We start from the raw sequence: 15,753 nt of genomic DNA on the forward strand, positions 1-15,753 counted from the left end.
GTTGCAGCGGCGCGCCCTGCGTGCCGAGCGGAGGAGGTCGATGGTGCACGAAGCCGCTATACGTACCGAGTTGGAAGGCCTGCGGGCGCGGTTGCCCGAGGTGACCGGCGCCCTTGCCGCGACCGCCGACGGTCTGCTGCTCGCCGAGAACGCCCCGGGGCTGCAGGCCGAGGGCTTCGCGGCACTGACCGCCGCGGCCCTCGGCGTGGGGCTGCGGCTGACCGGCACGGCGGGGCAGCGGTCCTTCCGCGAGCTGATGATCCGCGGCGAGACCGGCTGCATCGCGCTCTACCCGGTCGGCCGGGAGGCGGTGCTCGCGGTGCTCGCGGGTCCGCGCACCAACATCGGCCGGCTGCACCTGGAGGCCCGCCGCAGCTGCGCCCGGGTGGCGGACCTGCTCGACGTCGTGCTCGCGGCGCCGGAAGGCGGCGGTATGCCGTGACGGAACAGCAGCCCAGGGCACGCGGCACCAGGGCCAGGACCCGCCAGCAGGACCCGGGGAAGACCCCGAACCCACCGACCCCACCCACCAGCCGGAACACCCGGAACACCCGTAACACACCGTCGAAGGGAAGCACGAACATCATGGCCAACACCGAAACCGCGCTCAAGGACGCGATGACCACCATCGAGGGCGTCATCGGCGTGGCACTCGTCGACTACACCAGCGGCATGGCGCTGGGCACCCTCGGCGGCGGCAAGGACCTCGACCTGTCCGTGGCCGCCGCGGGCAACACCGACGTCGTACGCGCCAAGGCCCGCACCATGGAACTGCTCGGGCTCAAGGACGAGATCGAGGACATCCTGATCACGCTGAACGGGCAGTACCACCTGATCCGCCTGCTGCGGGGCCGCGGCAAGTCCGGGCTCTTCCTCTACCTCGCGCTCGACCGCGGCCGGGCGAACCTGGCCATGGCCCGCCACCAGCTGAGGTCCATCGAGAACGACCTGGAGGTGTGACCTGCCCCGGCGGGCCGGCGCCGATGCGCCGGCCCGCCTTCTGCGCCGTGCCGCGGGCATCTGGCATGGGCGCGCGGGCGGCCTGCGGTTGGTCGCTTCGGGTGACTGTGCACCGGGGCGGCAGCGCGGTGCGGCCCGGCCGTGGTCTGCTGGACGGTGACAAGCCGTCGGCGACCGGCGTGGCGGCAGGGCAAGCGCAGAGGTGCCGATGTGATCAGCAGTGCGCAGGACGCGGAGCCTTCCGGCCTGCGCTGCCTGGTCACCGGGGCGACGGGCTACATCGGCGGCCGCCTGGCGCCGGAACTCCTCGATGCCGGGCACCGGGTGCGCTGCATGGCCCGCACCCCGGTCAAGCTGCGCGACCACCCCTGGGTCGGCGCCACCGAGGTGGTCGCGGGCGACGTGACGGACGAGGCGTCGGTCCGTGACGCGCTGCGGGACATCGACGTCGCCTACTACCTGGTGCACGCACTCGGCACCGGCAAGGACTTCGAGCGCACCGACCGCACGGCGGCCCGGGTCTTCGGCGAGCAGGCGCGGGCGGCGGGAGTGCGCAGGATCGTCTACCTCGGCGGTCTCACCCCGCGCGCGGTGGCCGCGCACGACCTGTCGCCGCACCTGCGCTCCCGCGCCGAGGTGGGCCGGATCCTGCTGGACTCGGGCGTACCCGCCACGGTGCTGCGGGCCGCGGTCATCATCGGTTCCGGCTCGGCCTCCTTCGAGATGCTGCGCTACCTCACCGAGCGGCTGCCGGTGATGGTCACACCGAGCTGGGTGAGCACCAGGATCCAGCCGGTCGCGGTGCGCGACGTGCTGCGCTACCTGGTCGGCAGCGCCACCATGCCGGCCGACGTCAGCAGGGCCTTCGACATCGGCGGCCCCGACGTCGTCACCTACCGGGACCTGATGCGCCGTTACGCGGCGGTGGCCGGACTGCCGCGACGGCTCATCGTGCCGGTGCCGGTACTGACGCCCCGGCTGTCCAGCCACTGGATCGGGCTGGTCACACCGGTGCCGGCCGGGGTGGCCAAGCCGCTGGCCGAGTCGCTGCGGCACGAGGTCGTCTGCGACGAGCACGACATCGCCGACTACGTGCCGGACCCGCCGGGCAGCCCCATCGGGGTGGACAAGGCGCTGTCGCTCGCGCTGCGCCGGGTGCAGGACGCGCAGGTCAGCACCCGCTGGTCCTCCGCCTCCGTGCCCGGCGCCCCCAGCGACCCGCTGCCCACCGACCCCGACTGGGCGGGCGGCAGCCTGTACACCGACCGGCGCGAAGCCGTGGTCGACGCGAGCCCCGCCGACCTGTGGCGGGTGATCGAGGGCATCGGCGGCGAGAACGGCTGGTACTCCTTCCCGCTCGCCTGGGCCGTGCGCGGTCGCCTGGACCGGTTGGCCGGCGGGGTGGGGCTGCGAAGGGGCCGCCGCGACGCGGCACGGCTGCGGGTCGGTGACTCGCTGGACTTCTGGCGGGTCGAGGAGATCGAGCGCGGCCGGCTGCTGCGGCTGCGCGCCGAGATGCGGCTGCCGGGCCTGGCCTGGCTGGAGATGTCCGTGGGCAGGGACGCCGAGGGTCGCACCCGCTACCGGCAGCGCGCGGTATTCCACCCGCGCGGGCTGCTGGGGCACGCCTACTGGTGGGCGGTGTCCCCCTTCCATGCGACGGTCTTCGGCGGCATGGCCCGCAACATCGCGCGTGCCGCGGCCCGGACGCCGGCGAAGCCCGCCGCATGACGCGGGCGGCACGCGTGCCCCACGCAGGGACCTCCCGACCGGCGCCGCGGCCGCGCCACGGCGGCACACCCGACGCCTCACCCCTCCGCCGCGCGGCACACACCCACCACTCCCCCACCCCCCGACCGGCGCCGCGGCCGCGCCACGGCGGCACACCTGACGCCTCACCCCTCCGCCGCGCGGCACACACCCACCACTCCCCCACCTCCCGACCGGCGGCGCAGCCGCGCCACGGCGGCACGCTCCAGGGCGGGGCAGCATGAGGCGGGCGGTGGTGCTGTTCACCGGTGATCTGCGGCTGCACGACCACCCGCCGCTGCGGGCGGCGGTCGCGGCGGCCGACGAGGTGGTGCCGCTTTTCGTGCTGGACCCCGCGGTGGCACGGGTCGGCTTCGCCGCGCCCGTGCGGCAGGCCTTCCTCGCCGGCTGCCTGGCGGATCTGGACGCCGGGCTGCGCGAGCGCGGCGGACGGCTGGTGGTGCGGGAAGGCGACCCGGTCACCGAGGTGTGCGCGGTCGCCGCGGAGTGCGGGGCCACCGAGGTGCATCTGGCGGCGGCCGACAGCGGTTTCGGGCAGCGCCGCGAGGACCGGCTGCGGGACGCGCTCGGCGCCGCCGGGTGCCGGCTGCACGTCCACGACACCGTCGTGACGGCGGTACCGCCCGGCGCGCTGACCCCGCAGGGCTCGGACCACTTCGCGGTGTTCACCCCCTACTTCCGGCACTGGTCGGCGCAGCGGCTGCGGGACACGCTGCCTGCACCGCGAACGGTGAGGGTCCCGGACTCGGTGCGGTCGGCGGATCTGCCGGCCGTCCCGTCCGGCGGTCAGGCCGCGGGCGGTGAACGGGCCGCGCGGCGCCGGCTGTCGGCCTGGCTGCGCGGCGGCCTCGGGTCGTACGACACCGGACAGGACGACCTGGCCGGCGACTCGACCTCCCGGCTGTCGGCTCATCTGCACTTCGGGACGCTGTCCGCCGTCGAGACGGTGCACCGCGCGCGAGCTGCCGGAGGCCCCGGCGCCGACGCCTTCGTACGGCAGTTGTGTTGGCGGGACTTCAACCGCCAGCTGCTGGCCGCCAGGCCTTCGGTGTCGCTGGCCGACTACCGCGACAGGCACGACCGCTGGCGCACCGGCAAGGCGGCGGAGGCGGACGCCGAGGCGTGGCGGGAGGGCCGTACCGGCTATCCGGTGGTCGACGCGGCGATGCGGCAGATGCTCTCCGAGGGCTGGATGCACAACCGCGGGCGGCTGCTGGTGGCGAGCTTCCTGACCAAGACGCTGTATGTCGACTGGCGGGTGGGCGCCCGGTACTTCCTCGACCGGTTGGTCGACGGCGACGTCGCCAACAACCAGCTCAACTGGCAGTGGGTGGCGGGCACCGGTACCGACACCCGCCCCAACCGGGTGCTCAACCCGGTGCTCCAGGCCCGCCGCCACGACCCGGACGGCGCCTACGTACGGCGCTGGGTGCCGGAGTTGGCCGCGGTGGAGGGACCCGCGGTGCACGAGCCATGGAAGCTTCCGGAAATCGATCGCAAGGGATACCCGCAACCTCTTGTCGATCTGTCCGAGGCCAGAGCCCGCTTCCAGCAGGCCCGCGGCCTGGGCTGATGCCACCCCGGGACAAACCATCAGCATCGGATGCGTCAGAGGTGTTGACCGCCCGGAATGTAGGCCTTAGGTTTCGTCCGCAAGTTGCGTAACCGAGCCCGAAACATTCGGAAGCTCGCTCTGCCGGAACGACGCCGTTCCGCCTGCTCGAAGGACCCTGCATGATCAAAATGACCCGCGCTGCCACCGTGGGCGCCGCCGCCGCCGGGCTGATGGCCTTCCTGGTGCCGAACGTGATGGCCAGTGCCCCCGGGCACGAGCACCCCGCCGCACCGGCACCCGGCGGCGGCCCGCACTCCAAGCCCGCCCCCTCCGCCCAGACCCTGCGGGCGCTGGCGCAGCAGGCCGGCATACGCATCGGCACCGCCGTGAACGCCGACGCGCTGGCCGCCGAGGCTCCGTACGCCGCCAAGGTCGGCGCCGAGTTCAACTCGGTCACACCCGAGAACGCCATGAAGTGGGACGCGGTCGAGCCCACCCGCGGCACGTACAACTACACGCAGGCCGACCAGCTGGTGGCGTACGCCAAGGCACACGGCCAGCTCGTCCGCGGCCACACCCTGGTCTGGCACAACCAGCTGCCGTCCTGGGTGACCTCGGGCGACTTCAGCGCCGCAGAACTGCGCGACATCCTGCACCAGCACATCACCGCCGAGGTCACGCACTTCAAGGGCAAGATCTGGCAGTGGGACGTCGTCAACGAGGCCTTCAACGAAGACGGCACCCTGCGCGACAGCATCTGGCTGCAGAAGCTCGGCCCCGGCTACATCGCCGACGCCTTCCGCTGGGCCCACCAGGCCGACCCCAAGGCCGTCCTCTTCTACAACGACTACAACGACGACGGCATCAACGCCAAGAGCACCGCGATCTACGACCTGGTCGCCAAGCTGCGCAAGGAAGGCGTGCCGGTCCAGGGCGTCGGCATCCAGGGCCACCTGGACGTGCAGTACCCGGCGCCGCACGACATCGCCGACAACCTGGCCCGCTTCGACAAGCTCGGCGTCCAGACCGCGATCACCGAGGCCGACGTGCGCATCACGCTGCCCGCCGACAACACCGAGGTCGAGGCGCAGAACGAGGCGTACCAGACGCTGCTCGAAGGCTGCCTGCTGACCAGGAACTGCACCGACTTCACGGTGTGGGGCTTCACCGACAAGTACTCCTGGGTCCCCGGCACCTTCAGCGGTGAGGGCCAGGCCAACATCTACGACGAGAACTACCAGCCGAAGACCGCCTACACCGCGATCAGCCAGGACCTGCGACTGGCCGGCCGCTGACCGGCTCCCCCCGCCGGGACCTGTACCGACAGCGCGGTCCCGGCGGGGGGCCTACTCCGTACGGCCCAGCGGTGGTGCCCCCCGGTTGCGGGCGCCACCGCACCGCCCTTGACTCGTCGTGACACCTGTTGGGCGGCGAGAGGAGAGGCGTGATGCTGTCGGCACGCGGCCTGTTCACCGAGATCCTCGACAACGACGAGTCCTTTCGGCTCTTCTGCTCCATCGCCGCGAGCGGTGAGTCACAGGGCGGCTGGGAGAACGGCAGGATCGCGGCCCTGGTGCCGCCGGGCCTCGCGGCGCTGGCTCCCAAGATCGCCCGGCACGGCGCGGACGAGGACAAGCACGGGCGGATCTTCAACGGCCTGCTCAGGGGACGCGACCTCGAACCGGCCGCGGTCCCCGCGGACACGGACTACACGATGCTGCTGGAGCGCGCCGGGATCGGGCTGGCCCACTCGCGGCTGCGGGCCGACCAGCCGCTCAGCGAGCAGGACATCGTCGTCTACCTGGCGCACAGCCGGGTGACGGAGCAGCGGGCTTCCGAGCAGATGGCACTGCTGGTCAAGCACTTCGGGGACCACCAGGAGATCGGCCGGGCGGTCCGCCAGATCGCCCGCGACGAGGACAACCACCTGGCCTACTGCCACGAGGAGCTGCTGCGGCTGGCCGGCGCCGGGCACGGGCCGCTGATCCAGCGGACCCTGCGCGAGTGCGCGATGGCCGAGATCCGCGTGTACCGCGAGGTCAGCCAGGCGGTGATGTCCCACATGGGACGGCTGCTGCGCTGGTCGGCGCCCAAGGCCGCGGTGCTCAGGGCGGGAATCCACGCGGTGTACGCCTACGAGCGCGCCTTCGGCTGGCGGCGGATGACGTCGCTGACGATGCCGTCCCGGCGCAACGCCCTGGGCGGCGGTCCGGTGGCGGCGGAAGCGGTGTCCTGACGCCCCACCCCCGTTCCGCACCGCCGGCGGACCGCCCTCCCCGCAGCGGGCGGCCGCCGGCGGTGCCCTGTCAGGAGGCCGACGCGACGTCGCGGATGGCGCGGGCCAGGGCGTGCGGCTGGTCGAGCGGGAGCAGGGTGTAGCTGTCGGGCACGACGACGAGCTCGGCCCGGGGCAGCGCGGCGGCGAGCCGCCGGCCGTGCTCGGGGGGCATGACCCGGTCGCCCTCGGCCCACACGACCCGCGCGGGCCGGTCGAAGCCGGCCAGGGAGGCGGCCGCGCCCTCCAGGGCGTGCCGGTCGGCCGCGATGCCGCGCAGCACCTTCACCGTGTCCCGTCTGACCGCCGGCTGGGACAGGATCGGGCGCATCCAGCGGGCGGTGACCGCGTCGCCGCGCTTGGTCAGCCAGCCGAAGGCGATCGGCAGCCGCCGGACCGGCCTGACCCGCATCTGCTGCATGAACAGGCCGAACAGCGCGGGCGGCAGCTTGCCGGTCATGACGACGGTCTTCCCGGTCAGGCCGGGCGGGAAGTTGTCGTAGGCGTCGCAGGACGCCAGCACGACCGACCCCACCCGCTCGGCGCCCTCCGCGATCAGCAGCTGCACCAGAGCGCCGCCGGTGTCGTTGCCCACCAGCGTGACGTCCCGCAGGTCGAGGCGGTCGAGGAACTCCCCGACGAGGCGGGCGAGCCCCCTCGGTGAGAGATCGGCGTCGACATGCGCCGGGCGGGCGTGCGCGCCCATCGGCAGCGTCGGCACCAGGCACCGGTGCCTGGTCCGCAGCTCGGCGGTCACGGTCTCCCACAGGGTCGCGTCCATCAGCAGGCCGTGCAGCAGCACGACCACCGGCCCGTCACCGCCGGTGTCCTGGTAGTCGATGGTCCCGGCGAGGAGTTCGATCGTCTCGGTTGTCATCGTCATCGACCCGTCTGTCGGCGCCAGTGTCGGTATACACCGTAAACTATACACCGTAGACCTTACCTGAGGGGACAACACCCCGGCACGCGCCCGGCCGGCGGGGCCCCTTGAGGTGCCGTCAGGTTTCCAAACTGGTTCCGTCCCCGCTCTTGCCCTCCCCCTCTGTCCTGATTAGTTTGTTCGCTGAACTGACGAACGAACGCTTTGTGTCCCTATCGGCACCCACAGTTCCCCCTCCCTAGGCGGCAATGTGAGTTCTCCTCTGCTTCGAATGCGGGGAATTACCAAGGAATTTCCCGGTGCCAAGGCACTGGACGGCGTCGACCTGGAGGTCGAGCCGGGAGAGGTGCACTGTCTACTGGGCCAGAACGGCGCCGGGAAGTCCACCCTCATCAAGGTGCTGGCCGGCGCCCACCAGCCGGACAGCGGCGATCTGACCTGGGACGGCGAGCCGGTGGTGCTGCCCAGCCCTACGGCGGCGATGCGGCACGGGATCTCCACCATCTACCAGGAACTCGACCTGGTGGACGGCCTGTCGGTGGCGGACAACATCTTCCTCGGCCACGAGCGCGCGCGCTTCGGCCTCACCCGTCGCGGTGAGACCGCCACCGCCGCACGTGCGCTGCTGCGTTCACTCGGACACCCGGAGATATCCCCCGGTACCGAGGTCGCCAACCTCACTCCGGCCCAGCAGCAGATCGTCAGCATGGCCAGGGCGCTGTCCCACGACACCCGGCTGATCGTGATGGACGAGCCCTCCGCGGTTCTGACCCAGGACGAGGTCGGCAACCTCTTCCGGGTCATCCGCGAGCTGACCGCGACCGGTGTGGCCGTCCTCTACATCTCGCACCGGATGGGCGAGATCAGGGCCATCGGCACCCGGGTGACCGTGCTCAAGGACGGCCGCACCGTCGCCGGCGGGCTGCCGGCCGGCACGCCCACCGCCCAGCTGGTCGCGCTGATGACCGGCCGCGAGACCGCGTACGACTTCCCGCAGCGCGACGGGCTGCGGGCAGGACCCGAGCGCGACGAGGTGCTGCGGGTCGAACACCTCACGCAGCCCGGCAGTTTCGAGGACGTGAACTTCAGCGTCAGGGCCGGGGAGATCGTCGGCCTGGTGGGACTCGTCGGCTCGGGCCGCTCGGAGATCCTGCACGCCGTCTACGGCGCCACCCGCCCCTCGTCGGGCACGGTCCTGGTCGACGGGCGGCCGCTGCCGCCCGGCCGGGTGACCGCCGCGGTGAAGGCGGGGGTCGGGCTGGCACCCGAGGAGCGCAAGAGCCAGGCGCTCTTCCTCCATGACAGCGTCGTACGCAACGTCAGCATCTCCTCGCTCGGCCGGTTCGCCCGGTTCGGCTGGCTCGACCGGCGCCGCGAGGCGGCCGCCGCCACCGAGCGGGTCGCCGCACTCGACCTGCGCCCGGCCGACCCGCAGCGCGCCGTCCGCACCCTGTCGGGCGGCAACCAGCAGAAGGCGGTGCTCGCCCGCTGGCTGCTGCGCGGCTGCCGGGTGCTGCTGCTCGACGAGCCCACCCGGGGGGTGGACGTCGGCGCACGGTCGGAGCTCTACGCGCTGGTGCGGGAGCTGGCCGACTCGGGTGTCGCGGTGCTCTTCGTGTCCAGCGAGGTCCCCGAAGTCCTCGGCCTCGCCGACCGCGCCCTGGTGCTGCGCGAGGGCCGGATCGTCCATGAGGCCGACGCCGCCTCGCTGAAGGAATCCCACGTACTCGACCTCGTGATGGAAGAGAGCCGCCCATGAGTGACCAGACCGCGCCGAGACCCGCGACGGACGCCCCCGGGCCGCCCGCGCAGGGCGGGTCCGGCGCCGACGTCGCCACCAAGCCGTCCCTGGTGAAGGAGGGGCCCGACCCCGGGCCCCGGCCGGAGTCGGCCGGAGCCCGGCTGCTCCGGCTGTTCCCGCTGCACCAGGTGCACAGCCTCGGGCTGCTGGTGGTACTGGTCCTGCTGGGCGTGGTGGGCACCGCGACCTCCGGCAACTTCATGACCAGCAGCAACATCGTCAACATCCTGACCAGCGCTGCGGTCATCGGCGTCATCACGGTGGGCCAGACGTTCGTCATCATCGGCGGCGGCATCGACCTGTCGGTCGGCGCGATCGTCGCGGTGGCCTCGGTGTGGTGCACCACGGTGGCCACCCAGTCGTACGGACTCGGCGGGATGCTCTTCACCGCCGTCGTCGTCGGCGCCGTCGTCGGACTGCTCAACGGCGTGCTGATCGCCTACGGCAAGATCGTCGCCTTCATCACCACGCTGGCCATGATGGCGTCGGCCCGCGGCGTCGCCGAGCGGCTGTCCGACCGGCAGTCCCAGGTGGTGACGGTGCAGTCGTTCAACCGGATCGCCACCGACAAGTTCCTCGGCATCCCGCTGCTGGTCTACCTGATGGCCGCGATCGTGGTGCTGGGCTGGCTGCTGCTGAACCGCACGACCTTCGGCCGGCACACCTTCGCGGTCGGCGGCAATCCGGAGGCCGCCCGGCTGGCCGGCATCGCGGTACGGCGGCACACCATGCTGCTCTACCTGCTGTCCGGGGTGTGCTGCGGCATCGCCGCGGTGATGCTCACCTCCCGCACCACCAGCGGCGCGAGCAACCTCGGCAACCTCTACGAGCTGGACTCCATTGCCGCGGTGATCATCGGCGGCACGCTGCTGGCCGGCGGCCGCGGGTCGCTGTTCGGCTCGATCCTCGGCGTCCTGGTCTTCACCACGATCACCAACATCTTCGTGCTCAACAACCTGACCACGGACATCCAGGAGATCGCCAAGGGGCTGATCATCCTGGTCGCGGTCCTGCTGCAGCGCACCCGCGGCGCGCGCTCCCCGGCCTGACCGGCGGCTCAACCCTCTCCACACCACCGCCTCCTCCACTCCCCGGAAGGGAACACCCGTATGAAAGAGACCGGACCCACGGCCATGGGGCGCAGAAACATGCTGTTCGGCGCGGGCGCCCTGGGCAGCGGTCTGCTGCTGTCGGCCTGCACCAGCAACTCCAACGGCGACTCCGACAAGCCCAATGTGAAGGCGGCCGCCAGCTCGTCGGGCAGCACCCCGGGCAAGCACGTCACCGTCGGCTTCTCCGCACCCGCCGCCGACCACGGCTGGATCGCGGCGATCACCAAGAACGCCAAGGCGCAGGCGGGGCAGTACACCGACGTCAGCTTCCAGCCCGCCGAGGGCACCAACGACGTCAACGCGCAGATCAGCGCGGTCCAGACGCTGATCGACAAGAAGGTCGACGTCCTGGTGATCCTGCCCTTCGACGGCAAGGCGCTCACCGCGATCGGCACCCAGGCGATGCAGGCGGGCATCCCGGTGGTCAACCTCGACCGGGTCTTCGACAACTCGCTCGCCTACCGCACCTGGATCGGCGGCGACAACTACGGCATGGGCGTCAACGCCGCGCAGTACATCATCAAGACCCTCAAGGCCAAGGGAGTCAGCAAGCCGGTGATCGGCGAGATCGCCGGCATCGACAACCTCGACCTCACCAAGCAGCGCAGCCAGGGCTTCAAGGAGGCGCTCGCCAAGGCGGGCTTCTCGGTGAGCATCCGGCAGGCCGCCGCCTTCACCGCGGACAGCGGCCAGCAGGTGATGAGCAACGTGCTCCAGGCGCGCTCCAAGCTGGACGCGGTCTGGAACCACGACGACGACCAGGGCATCGGCGTGGAGGCGGCCATCAAGCAGGCCGGGCGCAGCGAGTTCTTCATGGTCGGCGGCGCCGGGTCCAAGCACGCCATGCAGGAGATCAAGGCGGACTCCGGGGTGCTCAAGGCCACCGTGGTCTACCCGTCGAGCATGTCGGCGTCCGCGATCACCCTGGCCCGGCTGATCGGCCAGAACAAGGGCATGGGCGACCTGGTCGAGCAGGAGGTGCCCAGTTCGATCACGCTGTTCTCCGCGACGGTCACCAAGGAGAACGTCGACCTGTACCTGCCCACCTCCTTCACCTGATCCCCCTGGACTCCCGCAGGGAACTGCCCCGGGCCGTCGGCCCGGGGCAGTTCCGTGTGCGGTGTGCGGTGCTCAGGCGGTGCTCAGGTCGAACTCCTCCCAGGGGCCGATGGCGTCCCGGTTGGCGATCAGGGCCGCGGCGCCGGCGTTCTCCGCCGTCACGTACTTGCCGTTGACCGTGGCCTTCAGGCTGATGCTGCCGTCGGCGTTGTGGATCAGCTGGAAGGTCTCCCACGACCCCTGCGCCGCCCGGTTGGCGATCAGCGACGCCGCGCCGGCGTTCTCCGCCGTCACGAACTGGTTGTTGACGTGGGCGCGCAGTGCGATGTTGCCGCCGCCCAGGTCGATCTCGTCGAACTGCTCCGCGGTGCCCACCGTGCTGCTGCTCGCGATCAGCGGCTGCGCGCCGCCGCCGGGTGCGGTGACGTACTTGCCGTTGGCGTGCGCCTTGAGGCTGATGCCGGTGCCGCCGCCCGGGGTGCCGGGTGTCCCGACCCCCGCCCCGGCGAACAGCATCCAGTTGACGTTCATCAGCGCGCCGGGACCGGTGTGCCCCGAGGCGTTGCGGGCGACGAAGTAGACCTTGCCGCTGCCGGAGGGCACGTTGCTGAGGGCGGCGCTGACGTCGGTGTACGTCTGCCAGCCACCGGTGGCCGGAACCGTCGCGGTGCCCAGCAGCGTCCCGGTCGGGGAGTTCCAGCGGACCTCGATGCGGCCGCCGGCGTTCGCCGAGGCGGTGCGGAAGCCGACCGAGGTGATGTTGTTGAGCGCGATCGGCGACAGGCTCCAGTAGTCGCCGTCCTCGATGAAGCCGATGTCCTGGCCGCCGCCGGCGCTGTCCGCGCCGTTCTCGACGGTGACGCCCGGCGTGTCGGTGCCCTGCCCGTTGGCGGCGCGGCCGGTGTCGGTGAAGAACTCGGCCTGCTTGTGCTTGGGTTGCAGGGTGATCTGGGCCCGGCCGGTGAGCGGCGCGGCTCCGCCGGTGCCGCCCTTGTCGGTGTAGCTGGCCTCGATCACGTAGAAGACGTTGTCGCCGTCGCTGTGGCCGTTGGACAGCGTGGTGGTGACGGTGGCGCTGCATCCGCTGTACTGGTCGAGCGGGTGGCCGTGGGTGTCATGGCCCAGGATGGCCTGGATCTTGACTTGGGCGCAGTTGACCGTGCCGTCCTCGGGATCGGTCACGGTGACCGCGAAGTTGACCTTGTCGCCCCAGTCGAACAATCCGCCGTCCGGTGGGGCGCTGATGGTAAGGGTCGGCATGGTGTTGCCCGCGGTGATGTCGATGCTCGCGGTGGAGCTCTTGCCCGCGCTGTTGGTGACGGTCAGTACGGCGGTGTAGTTGCCGACCGCGCTGTAGGTGTGGCTGGGGTTGGCGCTGGTGGAGGTGGCGCCGTCACCGAACGCCCACTTGTAGGTCAGGCTGCCGCCCGCCGGGTCGTTCGAGCCGCTGCTGGAGAAGGTCACCGCCAGTGGTGCCGGGCCGCTGGTGCGGTTCGCGGCCGCCTTGGCGATCGGCAGCGCCCCGCCGTTGAGGTAGTCGATGCGGTAGATGCCCGCGTCGGCGTTGTTGCCGCCGTAGCCGGTGCCCCACTCGACCATGTAGAGGGCGCCGTCGGGGCCGAACTTCATGTCCATCGGCTTCTTGAACGACACCGACGGCAGGAAGGTCTGGATGTCGTCCACGCCGGTGTTGTCCGACTTGACGTGGAAAGTGTAGACCTTGCTGGTGTTCCACTCGGAGAAGATCGCCTGGCCGTCCATCGCGGCCGGCCACTTGCGGTCGGACGCGAGGTTGGCGTCGTAGCGGTAGACCGGTCCGGCCATCGGGGCGCCGCCGCTGAGCAGCGGGAAGTTGTTGGGGTCCGCGCTGTAGTGGTACCAGACGTTGGCCGGGGTGGCCGGCGGCAGCTTGGTCAGGCCGGTGTTGTTCGGGGAGTTGTTGGTCGGACCGCCCGCGCAGTCGAAGGCGGCACCGGAGGTCTTGGTGGCGAAGTTGTAGTCGATGTAGGGGGTGTTGTTGCCGACGCAGTACGGCCAGCCCGCGTTGATCGGCTTGCTCAGCAGGTCCCACTCGACGGTGTTCTGCGGCCCGCGGCCCGCGTTGGCGGCGCCGGCGTCAGGGCCGTAGTTGCCGACCACGGGGAAGCCGGTCTTCGGGTCGAGCGCCAGCCGGAAGGGGTTGCGGTAGCCCATCGCGTAGATCTCGGGCCTGGTCTTGGCGGTGCCGGGCGCGAAGAGGTTGCCTGACGGGATGGTGTAGGTGCCGTTGGACTCCGGGTGGATGCGCAGCACCTTGCCGGACAGGCTGTTGGTGTTGCCCGCGGTGCGCTGGGCGTCCCAGGTGGCCCGGCCGGACTGCTCGTCGATCGGGGCGTAGCCGTCCGAGGCGAAGGGGTTGGTGTTGTCGCCGGTGGAGAGCCACAGGTTGCCGTTCTTGTGGTCCATGGCCATGCCTGCGCCGTGGTGGCAGCACTCGGCACGCTGGACCGGGACGTCCATGACGACCTTCTCGCTGGCCATGTCCATCGTGGATCCGTTGATGGTGAAGCGGCTCAGCCGGTCGACGCTCGTCGCCGCGGGCGAGTAGTACAGGTAGATCCAGTGGTTGGTGGCGAACGCCGGGTCGAGGGCCATCGCGAGCAGGCCGCTCTCGTTCGCCGTGAAGACGTCGAGGTGCCCGGCGGTCACCGTGGTGCCGCTGGTGTTGATGATCCGCACGTCGCCGAGCATGTCGATGAAGAAGACGCGCCCGTCGCTTGCGATGTCCAGCTCCAGCGGATTGCCGCCCGAGTTGTTCAGCAGCACCTTCTGGAAGCTGCTGTCGGGGACACCGGCGACGGCCGGGGCTGCGGCGGCCGCGGGCGCGGCGGCGGTGTGCCGGGCCGCGGCGTCGGCCGGCACGGTGGCGAGCACCGCGAGGACGGGCAGCGTGAGCAGCGCCACCAGCAGCGTCAGCCAGCTGAGCAGGCGTGCGCGCACTCGGGGGCGCAGCCGTGGTCGTGGTCGTACGGACAACACGTGGGTCTCCTCGGTCAAAGGTAATCATGGGCATGACAGACCACCACGGCTGCGGATGGCGGGTGCAGCCGTGCTGCCTGGCGGTTGCGGGCTCAGCGCGTGGTGAGGTCGAACTCCTCCCACGGGCCGATGGCCGTGCGGTTGGCGATCAGGGCCGCCGCGCCGGCGTTCTCCGCCGTCACGTACTTGCCGTTGGCCGCCGCCTTGAGGCTGATGCTGCCGTCGGCGTTGTGGATCAGCTGGAAGGTCTCCCACCCGGCGGCCGCGCCCCGGTTGGCGATCAGCGACGCCGCGCCGGCGTTCTCCGCCGTCACGAACTGGCTGTTGACGTGGGCCCGCAGCGCGACGTTGCCGCCGCCGAGGTCGACCTCGTCGAAGGTCTCCTTGGTGCCGACGGTGCTGCTGGAGGCGATCAGCGGCTGTGTGCTGCTCGGCGCCGTCACGTACTTGCCGTTGGCGTGCGCCTTGAGGCTGACACCGTGCTCGACGGGCGGCGGGGTGGTGGTGACCGAGCAGTCGGCGGGGACGACCCCGGCCGCGGTCTGGATGCCGCCGAGCAGGATGTGCAGGAAGTTCGCCTCGGTGTAGCTCTCGTTGGTGTGGCCCATGCCGGTGTACCAGGCGCGGCCGCCGTCGAAGGCGTGGCACCAGGTGGTGGGGTGGTCGGCGCCCATGGTGGAGCCGGTGTACGAGTTGTCGTCGACCGAGGCCAGGACGTGCACCTTGGAGCGGGGGTTGGTCTGGAAGTCGTACCACTCGTCGGTGTGGGTGTACGTGTTCGGCAGACCCTGGGTCGAGGGGTGGGCATGGTCCTCGACGGTGACGGTGGCCGGCTGGATGGCGGGGTGCTGCTTGAAGTACGCGCCGACCAGGTCGCCGTACCACGACCAGCTGTAGCCGCTGTCCGAGGCGGCGTGGATGCCGACGTAGCCGCCGCCGTGCTCGATGTAGCGCTGGAAGGCGTCCTTCTCCGCCTGGGTGCCCACCGGGTCGCCGGTCGCGGAGAGGAAGACCACGGCTGCGTACTGCGCCAGGTTGGTGTCGTTGAACTGGGAGTCGTCCTCGGTGGCGACGACGGTGAAGTTGTTCTGCCGGCCGAGTTGCTGGATGGCGGCGATGCCGGCCGGGATGGAGTCGTGGCGGTAGCCGGTGGTCTTGGAGAACACCAGGACCTTGAAGGGCGCCGCCGCCGCGGCCCGGCCGGCAGAAGCCGGGGCGGGGGCGGCGTTCACCGCGGGGGCGGCGGCGGTCAGTACGGCTGCCGCGGACAGGCTCAGTGCCGCGAGCAGGGCGAGACGGGTGCGTGGGCGGGGCGTGCGCATG

The 15,753-nt window shown here is 71.3% G+C and carries 12 protein-coding genes; 9 read left to right on the forward strand and 3 right to left on the reverse strand.

Annotated features, from left to right (window positions below):
• Positions 1-40 precede the first annotated feature (40 nt).
• From ACGFMP_RS30730 to ACGFMP_RS30755, 6 genes are all read left to right on the forward strand, one after another.
• A complete protein-coding gene (locus ACGFMP_RS30730; protein ID WP_393676467.1) occupies positions 41-442 on the forward strand; it encodes a roadblock/LC7 domain-containing protein in 402 nt (133 codons plus the stop codon).
• 143 nt (positions 443-585) lie between these two features.
• Positions 586-960 carry a hypothetical protein gene (locus ACGFMP_RS30735; RefSeq protein WP_393676468.1) on the forward strand — a complete coding sequence of 125 codons (375 nt, stop codon included), beginning with the start codon at positions 586-588 and terminating at the stop codon, positions 958-960.
• Between the two features lie 213 nt (positions 961-1,173).
• Positions 1,174-2,691 (forward strand): SDR family oxidoreductase, encoded by a 1,518-nt coding sequence (locus ACGFMP_RS30740; RefSeq protein ID WP_393676558.1) that lies wholly within the window; start codon positions 1,174-1,176, stop codon positions 2,689-2,691.
• 259 nt (positions 2,692-2,950) lie between these two features.
• Complete coding sequence (locus ACGFMP_RS30745) at positions 2,951-4,303, forward strand: cryptochrome/photolyase family protein (protein ID WP_393676470.1); 1,353 nt, start codon at positions 2,951-2,953, stop codon at positions 4,301-4,303.
• Between the two features lie 161 nt (positions 4,304-4,464).
• Positions 4,465-5,580, forward strand: coding sequence for an endo-1,4-beta-xylanase (locus ACGFMP_RS30750; protein WP_393676471.1), 1,116 nt, complete (start codon positions 4,465-4,467; stop codon positions 5,578-5,580).
• Positions 5,581-5,732: 152 nt separating this feature from the next.
• A complete protein-coding gene (locus tag ACGFMP_RS30755; RefSeq protein ID WP_393676473.1) occupies positions 5,733-6,521 on the forward strand; it encodes a ferritin-like domain-containing protein in 789 nt (262 codons plus the stop codon).
• 70 nt (positions 6,522-6,591) lie between these two features.
• Here ACGFMP_RS30755 and ACGFMP_RS30760 read toward each other — a convergent pair whose 3' ends face one another.
• On the reverse strand, positions 6,592-7,443 hold the full coding sequence (locus tag ACGFMP_RS30760; RefSeq protein WP_393676475.1) for an alpha/beta fold hydrolase: 852 nt from the start codon (positions 7,441-7,443) through the stop codon (positions 6,592-6,594).
• Positions 7,444-7,711: 268 nt separating this feature from the next.
• On the opposite strand from ACGFMP_RS30760, the gene ACGFMP_RS30765 reads away from it, so the two are divergent.
• Genes ACGFMP_RS30765 through ACGFMP_RS30775 form a run of 3 tightly spaced genes read left to right on the forward strand, consistent with a single transcriptional unit; the run spans position 7,712 to position 11,412 of the window.
• Positions 7,712-9,199, forward strand: a complete 1,488-nt coding sequence (locus ACGFMP_RS30765; RefSeq protein WP_393676476.1) for a sugar ABC transporter ATP-binding protein — start codon at positions 7,712-7,714, stop codon at positions 9,197-9,199.
• Entirely contained in the window at positions 9,196-10,290 is a 1,095-nt protein-coding gene (locus ACGFMP_RS30770; protein WP_393676478.1) for an ABC transporter permease, read from the forward strand. The genes ACGFMP_RS30765 and ACGFMP_RS30770 overlap by 4 nt, the downstream gene beginning before the upstream one ends.
• A gap of 60 nt (positions 10,291-10,350) precedes the next feature.
• Positions 10,351-11,412 (forward strand): substrate-binding domain-containing protein, encoded by a 1,062-nt coding sequence (locus tag ACGFMP_RS30775; protein WP_393676480.1) that lies wholly within the window; start codon positions 10,351-10,353, stop codon positions 11,410-11,412.
• A 72-nt stretch (positions 11,413-11,484) separates the two neighbouring features.
• Here the strand turns inward: ACGFMP_RS30775 and ACGFMP_RS30780 are convergent, their stop codons facing one another.
• Together ACGFMP_RS30780 and ACGFMP_RS30785 are read right to left on the reverse strand one after the other, a co-directional pair.
• Entirely contained in the window at positions 11,485-14,427 is a 2,943-nt protein-coding gene (locus ACGFMP_RS30780) for a PQQ-dependent sugar dehydrogenase (RefSeq protein ID WP_393676482.1), read from the reverse strand.
• 95 nt (positions 14,428-14,522) lie between these two features.
• The gene (locus ACGFMP_RS30785) at positions 14,523-15,752 is read right to left on the reverse strand and encodes a ThuA domain-containing protein (protein WP_393676484.1); all 1,230 of its coding nucleotides are present in this window, start codon (positions 15,750-15,752) and stop codon (positions 14,523-14,525) included.
• Position 15,753: the final 1 nt, after the last annotated feature.

The organism is Streptomyces sp. NPDC049040, from assembly GCF_043197715.1.
Classification (GTDB): domain Bacteria; phylum Actinomycetota; class Actinomycetes; order Streptomycetales; family Streptomycetaceae; genus Actinacidiphila.

Coding starts and splice junctions, on each gene's coding strand:
- ACGFMP_RS30730 (WP_393676467.1), top strand. CDS start 41: ATGGTGCACGAAGCCGCTATACGTACCGAGTTGGAAGGCCTGCGGGCG.
- ACGFMP_RS30735 (WP_393676468.1), top strand. CDS start 586: ATGGCCAACACCGAAACCGCGCTCAAGGACGCGATGACCACCATCGAG.
- ACGFMP_RS30745 (WP_393676470.1), top strand. CDS start 2,951: ATGAGGCGGGCGGTGGTGCTGTTCACCGGTGATCTGCGGCTGCACGAC.
- ACGFMP_RS30750 (WP_393676471.1), top strand. CDS start 4,465: ATGATCAAAATGACCCGCGCTGCCACCGTGGGCGCCGCCGCCGCCGGG.
- ACGFMP_RS30755 (WP_393676473.1), top strand. CDS start 5,733: ATGCTGTCGGCACGCGGCCTGTTCACCGAGATCCTCGACAACGACGAG.
- ACGFMP_RS30760 (WP_393676475.1), bottom strand. CDS start 7,443: ATGACGATGACAACCGAGACGATCGAACTCCTCGCCGGGACCATCGAC.
- ACGFMP_RS30765 (WP_393676476.1), top strand. CDS start 7,712: ATGCGGGGAATTACCAAGGAATTTCCCGGTGCCAAGGCACTGGACGGC.
- ACGFMP_RS30770 (WP_393676478.1), top strand. CDS start 9,196: ATGAGTGACCAGACCGCGCCGAGACCCGCGACGGACGCCCCCGGGCCG.
- ACGFMP_RS30775 (WP_393676480.1), top strand. CDS start 10,351: ATGAAAGAGACCGGACCCACGGCCATGGGGCGCAGAAACATGCTGTTC.
- ACGFMP_RS30785 (WP_393676484.1), bottom strand. CDS start 15,752: ATGCGCACGCCCCGCCCACGCACCCGTCTCGCCCTGCTCGCGGCACTG.